The sequence below is a fragment of the Arthrobacter sp. NPDC056493 genome, from assembly GCF_042795115.1.
Lineage (GTDB): Bacteria > Actinomycetota > Actinomycetes > Actinomycetales > Micrococcaceae > Arthrobacter.
Window position 1 is genome coordinate 51,387 of record NZ_JBHTSL010000032.1, and the last position, 6,285, is coordinate 57,671.

General features: G+C 66.7%; 6 protein-coding genes. 5 read left to right on the forward strand and 1 reads right to left on the reverse strand.

The window, feature by feature from the left end:
- Positions 1-167: 167 nt before the first annotated feature.
- From ACFQ50_RS14020 to ACFQ50_RS14035, 4 genes are read left to right on the forward strand one after another with little or no spacing between them, the layout of a single operon-like run.
- A complete protein-coding gene (locus ACFQ50_RS14020; protein ID WP_377996147.1) occupies positions 168-1,589 on the forward strand; it encodes an extracellular solute-binding protein in 1,422 nt (473 codons plus the stop codon).
- Entirely contained in the window at positions 1,586-2,542 is a 957-nt protein-coding gene (locus ACFQ50_RS14025; RefSeq protein WP_377996148.1) for a carbohydrate ABC transporter permease, read from the forward strand. Before ACFQ50_RS14020 ends, ACFQ50_RS14025 begins: the two co-directional genes overlap by 4 nt.
- Before the next feature lie 8 nt (positions 2,543-2,550).
- Positions 2,551-3,453, forward strand: coding sequence for a carbohydrate ABC transporter permease (locus tag ACFQ50_RS14030; RefSeq protein WP_377996149.1), 903 nt, complete (start codon positions 2,551-2,553; stop codon positions 3,451-3,453).
- Positions 3,450-4,919, forward strand: coding sequence for a glycoside hydrolase family 32 protein (locus ACFQ50_RS14035; RefSeq protein ID WP_377996150.1), 1,470 nt, complete (start codon positions 3,450-3,452; stop codon positions 4,917-4,919). The genes ACFQ50_RS14030 and ACFQ50_RS14035 overlap by 4 nt, the downstream gene beginning before the upstream one ends.
- A 26-nt stretch (positions 4,920-4,945) precedes the next feature.
- On the opposite strand, the gene ACFQ50_RS14040 is transcribed toward ACFQ50_RS14035, so the two are convergent.
- Entirely contained in the window at positions 4,946-6,049 is a 1,104-nt protein-coding gene (locus tag ACFQ50_RS14040; RefSeq protein WP_377996151.1) for a LacI family DNA-binding transcriptional regulator, read from the reverse strand.
- Positions 6,050-6,103: 54 nt separating this feature from the next.
- Between ACFQ50_RS14040 and ACFQ50_RS14045 the strand changes: the two genes are divergently transcribed.
- The coding region (locus tag ACFQ50_RS14045) for a hypothetical protein (RefSeq protein WP_377996152.1) at positions 6,104-6,285 on the forward strand (182 nt) is incomplete at its 3' end.

Here is a 6,285-nt window from a genome sequence, read left to right on the forward strand (position 1 = left end):
CATGCGAAATATAGGCACACCAGAAGCACCGGACAGAATTCTGTCCGGTGCTTCTGTCATGTGGGCTGGCAATCATCCGTACGAATTACTCACTACGCATTGTGACGCTTGACACGTGTTAGGTCGGTCATCTACAGTTCCTAACACGTGTTAGGAAGGAAAATGACATGACCGGAGCCACAAACGGGCACCTGCGGGAAATCACCCGCCGTACCGCCTTGGGTGCCCTCGGCGCGGGAATTATCGGAGCAACGGTTGCATCGTGGCCGCGTCTCTCCGGGACCGACATTCCGGGCCGCGGCGACAACAGCCTCAGCATCGCCATCATGGGCACCGCCGCGGACGCCGCCGCCCGCCAGCGCGCCATCGACGCTTTCACCCGCCTCCACCCGGAGATCAAGGTCAAAGTCCAGGCCATCCAGGCCGTCGACTGGAAAGACTTCTTCACCAAGATCCTCACCATGGTGGCCGCGGGCACGCCGCCGGATGTGGTCTACGTGGCCACCGAAGGCGCCCAGCTGTTCGCCGAAAAACTCGCCCACCCGCTCGACGAATACGTGCGCCGCGACGCCGCGGACATGGCCGAGTTCTTCGATGACGTCCACCCCAGCCTAGTGGAGGCGTTCATGTACAAGGGCAGCCTGTACCAGCTCCCCATGGACTGGAACGCGGCCAACATGTACTACAACACCACCGCATTCGCGCAGGCCGGGCTGGACCGCCCCGCGGATGACTGGACCCACATTGACTTCCGCAACAGCCTTGCCGCCATGCGCAAGGCCCGCACTTCGGACTTCACCCCGTACTACTGGACCAACCGGCTCTTCGGCGGCGTGGTGCCGTGGCTCTACGCGAACGACACCAGTTTCCTGAAGGAAACCAGGTCAACCGGCGGGGAGTGGCTCTGGGACGGCTTCTACGCCAAGGACGCATCCCGCAGCCTCCGTTCCGGCGGATACCAGTGGCTGGAGCCGAACGCCAATGACGACCGTGTGTTCGAGTCCTTTGACTACCTCCGCGGCCTGGTCAAGGACGGGCTGGGTGTCCGTCCGGAGGAGGGCGGCGGCAGCTCCCTCGTTGGTCTGTTCGCCTCCAACCGGATCGGAACCACACCGGCGGGCGGGTACTGGGTGGAGGGACTGCATGAGGCCGGCATGGGCGAAAGCGCCTTCGACGTCCAGTTCTTCCCGCGCTGGAAGACCCAGCGCCACCAGTTCGGCACCGCCGGCTACGCGATCATGAAGACCGCCAAGGACAAGGACGCCGCCTGGGAATGGATCAAGTTCAGCTCCAGCCGCGAGGCGATGGAACTGATCTTCCCCAACCCGATCACCACACCGGCACGGCGCTCCATGGTCAACGAGCGGCTCTACGCCGGCAAGGGACCAGCCCACTGGAAGGTCTTCTACGACACCCTGGACCGGTTCCCCACCACCGGCCCCATCCCGGCGCCGCCGCAGCAGGCCGCGGTCGAAACGGCACTGATGAAGAACGTCTCACTGGCTGTCAGCGGCGACGAACGCCAGCTCAAGCAGGCACTCGCCTCCATGCAGCGCGACCTTGAACTGGCCCTGAGGAGGCAGTCATGAGCACCACCACCCCGCCGCGGGAGCGGCCGAGGCAGGCCGCCGGTCCGGCCGCTCGGGCCAAGGCACCCGCATCCAACGCCCGGCACAGCCAGCGCTGGCTGGCCTGGATCTTCCTGGCCCCCACCGTCCTCGGCATGGGGCTGTTCACCCTGATCCCGATCGTGGCCTCCGTGGTTCTTGCCTTCTTCCGCTGGGACATCATCTCGGCGCCGAGTTTCGTGGGCTTCGACAACTTCTCCGAAGTTGTCCAGGATCCGACGGTGCGGGTTTCGTTCCTGAACACCATCCTGTTCGTGGTGGTGGCGGTGTCACTGCAGCTGGGACTGGCCCTGGCGCTGGCCACCATGGTGCAGGAGAAGATGCCCGCCTGGCTGCGCGTGTTCTTCCGCTCGGCCTTCTTCTTCCCGCTGATCCTCTCCGCTGCCTCGGTGTCGATCTTCATGCGGTACCTCTTCAACGAACAGTTCGGCGTGGTCAACTGGTTCCTGTCCCTCGTGGGCATCCCCGCGGTGCCGTGGCTGACCACGCCGGGCGGGTCGGCCGCCGTCGTGATTCTTGTCTACGTGTGGCAGAATTTCGGGTTCTCCTTCCTGCTGTTCATCGGCGGCCTGGCGTCGATTCCCGTGGAGACCTACGAAGCGGCATCGATCGACGGCGCCACAGGCTGGCGCAAGCACCTGCACGTCACGCTGCCCCTGCTGAGCCCCACCACGCTGGTGGCCTCGGTGATGGCCATCATCAGCGCCCTGCAGGTGTTCGACCAGCCATACGTGCTGACCCGCGGCGGGCCCGGCGACTCCACCCGCACGGCCGTCATGGTCATCTTTGAGTCGGCCTTCCAGCGCCTCGAATTCGGTCAGGCGTCCGCCATCGGCGTGCTGCTCACCCTGATCATCATGGCCATCACGGCCGCGCAATTCCGGCTCAGCAAACGATTCGTCTTCTACCAGTGAGGCCAGCCATGACAACCACAACAGACCACGGCCTGGCTGGGCATTCCCCCCGGCTCTCCGAAGGCCTCCCTGTAACGTCACCCAGGCGGCGCAGGTTCAGCTGGAACTTCGTCCTCCGCATCGCCCTGCTGCTGCTTGCGGCCGCCCTGACGCTGGGCCCGGTGATGTGGACCCTGTCCACCTCGCTGCGGTCGCCGTCGGAATCCTTCAAGCTGCCGCCGTCGTTCATTCCGTGGAACCCGGACTTCACGTCCTATGGCGAGGTCTTCCAGCAGCTGAATATTTTCCTGCTCGTCCTCAACAGCGCCCTGGTGACCGGGCTGATCGCGGTGGGCCAGATGGTCACCGCGGCACTGGCCGGCTATGCGTTCGCGCATCTGAAGTTCCGCGGCCGCGGCGCACTCTTCTCGATCGTGCTGGCCACCATGATGGTGCCGGTGCAGGTCACGATTGTGCCCGTCTTCATGCTGATCCGCGGCATGGGCCTCTCCGACACGCTGCTGGCGCTGATCCTCCCGGCCATCCCGACGGCGTTCGGCACCTTCCTGATGCGCCAGTACTTCATGGGGCTTCCCGCTGAACTGGCCGAGGCTGCCTCGATCGACGGCGCCTCGCCGTGGCGGACCTTCCGATCCGTGTATGCACCGCTGGCGATGCCCGGCCTGGCGATTGTGGGAATCCTCGCGTTCAACTTCCACTGGAACGAGTTTTTCCGCCCGCTCATCCTGACCATTTCCGAGCAAAACTTCACGCTCCCGCTGGGACTCGTCTCACTCCAGGGCAACCTGGGAACCGGCAGCATCTCCGTGGTGCTTGCAGGCGTGGTCCTGTCCATGATTCCGGCGCTGGTGGTCTTCATGTTCGGCCAGCGCGCACTTCAGGACGGCCTCACCGCCGGCACCGGAAAATGACCTCTTCACCGAAAGGCTTCGCCATGCCCTCCCCGGACCTCGCCGCCGTCCACATCAGAACAGTCCACTCCAGCACAGTCCACTTCGACGACGTCGCTGCCGCCCACCCCGACGCCGCCTTCCCGCGGTTCCACCCACGTCCCGCGCAGGGCTGGATCAACGACCCCAACGGCATCAGCCACCTCAACGGCCGGTACCACGTCTTCTTCCAGTACAACCCGGACTCCGCCCGGCACCATGAAATCGCCTGGGGCCACGTGAGCTCCGCGGACCTGGTGCGCTGGGAGGAACACCCGGTGGCGCTGCGACCGCAGTCCGGCGGCCCGGATGAGTATGGATGCTGGACGGGTGTGGTGACGGACGACGGCGGTGTTCCCACCGCGGCGTACTCGGGCGTCCGCGGCGATGGGGGCCACTCACAGGTGGTGATCGCCCGCGGCTCGGAGGACCTGGTCCACTGGGAGCAGACGGGCCACGTGGCGGCCTCGATGCCGGCCGACGGGCAGGTCACGGCGGTGCGCGACCCGTTCATCTTCCGGTTCAACGGCAAGCGGTACGCCATGCAGGGCGCCGGTCTCGCCAACGGTCACGCCGCACTGCTCCTGTACACGGTGGAGGACATGTCGGACTGGAAATACCAGGGCATCTGGCTGACCTCGGAGAACGCGGTGGCCGCCGATTTCACGCCGGCAGAGATCTGGGAATGCCCGCAGCTGGTGCGGGTGCCGGATGCCACCGAATCTGCCGCGGACTCCCGCGACGCCGGAACCTGGCTGATGATGTTCTCGCTCTGGCTCTCAGGTGACGCGCACGAACACGCCAACGGGGTGGGCCACCTGATCGGCTCGCTGACCGAGGATCCTGAAACAGGATTGCCGGTCTTCACCCCCCGCAGTGGCGGGAAGTCCGACCTGGGCCGTGACTTCTATGCACCCCAGGTCGTGGCGCTGGAAGACCGGGCCCTGCTGTGGGGCTGGGCCAATGAGGGCCCCGGCCGCGACGGACGCCGCGGCCGCGGCCAGGACGAAATCGACGCCGCCGGCTGGGCCGGGGTCCTGACTTTCCCGCGTGAACTCTCGGTGCTGGACAACGCCCTTGCCGTCAGCCCCGCCCCCGAAATCGACGCCTACCGTGGCGCCCTGACAGCCAGCCAGGCCGAAGGAACCGCTGTGCTGCCGGCGTTTGCTGAAGCCGTGGTGACTGGTGGCGCCGGCGGCGGGGACACCGCCGTCGAACTCCTGCTCGTGGGGGACGGCACCAGCCAGACAGTGTTCAGCGGAACCATCGAACCGGGGGAGGAACTGCGGGTCTTCGTGGATGCTTCGCTGGTTGAGGTCTACCGGGCCGGTTCTGTGGCCACGACGCTGCGGGCGTACCCCGCTGCGGGCGAGGAATGGCAGCTGCGCCTTCCGGAAGGAGCAACGGCGGACGTCTGGGCATTGGAACAGCCCGCAGCCCAGGGCTGACGCCTGACGCGCCCGCCGGCCGGGATTTATCGCCCGGCGGGGACGGGGCCGGTGGAATCCCGGACCACCAGGCGGCAGGGAACCATCGTCTCGACGGCGGCCACGGGTCCAGCGTCGGCAGCAGCCGCGCTGGAAGCCGCGCCGCCGTCGTCGTGCTTTCCGTTGGGTGTGGACCCCACCTCGGCGAGCAGTGACGTCATGGCGGCGGCGCCCATCTCCCGGAGCGGCAGGGCCATGGTGGTGAGGGCAGGGACCATGGCCTTGGCGACGCGGAATTCATCGTCGTAGCCCATGACGGAGACATCCTGCGGGACGCTCAGCCCCAGCCGGTAGCAGGCCAGCACGACGCCGATGGCCAGTCGGTCGTTGGCGCACAGGATCGCCGTGGGGCGGATGGCCGGGTCCACGCCGTCGAGCATCTTCATGGCGCCGTGGAAACCGGCGTCGATGTCCCAGCCCACCTGGAGGACCCGGTCCTCGTTCACCGGCAGACCCGCGGCCTTGAAGGCCTCGCGGTAGCCCTCGATCCGCCGGGGCGCCGCGGGAGTCAGGGAATCGCCGGCGAGGAAGGCGATGTCCCGGTGGCCGAGGGACATCACGTGCCCGGCGGCTTCACGTCCGCCGCGGACCTCGTCCGGGATCACTGCCGGCAGGCCGGCGTCGGGGCGGTCGTCGAAACAGTTAGCCAGGATCGACGGGACCCGGGCCATGTTCGGCGGCACGTGCAGGGGACGCAGGCCCACGGTCACGTACATCAGCCCGTCCACCTGGCGGTCCAGCAGGGTTTCCACGGCGCTCTCGTCGCGCGACTCGTCCAGCTCCGTGTCCATCACCACGGTGACAAAGCCGTGCGACCGGGCCACGGCGTCCGCACCGGCGATGATGTTGCCGTCGAACGGGCTGGTGACCACCTGGTCCGACACGATCCCGATGACCCGCGACTGCTGGTTGCGCAGGCTCAGCGCAATCTTGTTCGGCGAGTAGTTGAGGGTGGCGGCGGCTTCCCGGATGCGCTGCTGGCTCTCGAGGGCCACGTTGCCGTCGCCCCGCCCGTTGAGCACGAGCGACACAGCGCTGCGCGAGACACCCGCCAGCTTGGCGACGTCCAGTGCGGTGGCCTTGCGGTTCATGGGCTGATCCTTTTATGGGCAGTTTACTGCTTTGCTGCAGTCTACCTAACTCGTGTGAGCTACATCGTGACCGGCGCCGGTCCAAACGCCGAAGGGCGGCAGACACGGGGTCTGCCCCCCTTCGGCGGTTTTGGCGGGCCGGGTTTGCCCCGGCCCGCGCGCGGGTTTCTTGGCCAGTTCGTTCTTGACGGCGATCACGAGGGCAGCGCCCACGATTCCCGCCACGTTATTAAGCA

Bases quoted from the DNA above. Each gene is read 5' to 3' on its own strand.
- ACFQ50_RS14020 (WP_377996147.1), top strand. From the start codon at position 168: ATGACCGGAGCCACAAACGGGCACCTGCGGGAAATCACCCGCCGTACC.
- ACFQ50_RS14025 (WP_377996148.1), top strand. From the start codon at position 1,586: ATGAGCACCACCACCCCGCCGCGGGAGCGGCCGAGGCAGGCCGCCGGT.
- ACFQ50_RS14030 (WP_377996149.1), top strand. From the start codon at position 2,551: ATGACAACCACAACAGACCACGGCCTGGCTGGGCATTCCCCCCGGCTC.
- ACFQ50_RS14035 (WP_377996150.1), top strand. From the start codon at position 3,450: ATGACCTCTTCACCGAAAGGCTTCGCCATGCCCTCCCCGGACCTCGCC.
- ACFQ50_RS14040 (WP_377996151.1), bottom strand. From the start codon at position 6,049: ATGAACCGCAAGGCCACCGCACTGGACGTCGCCAAGCTGGCGGGTGTC.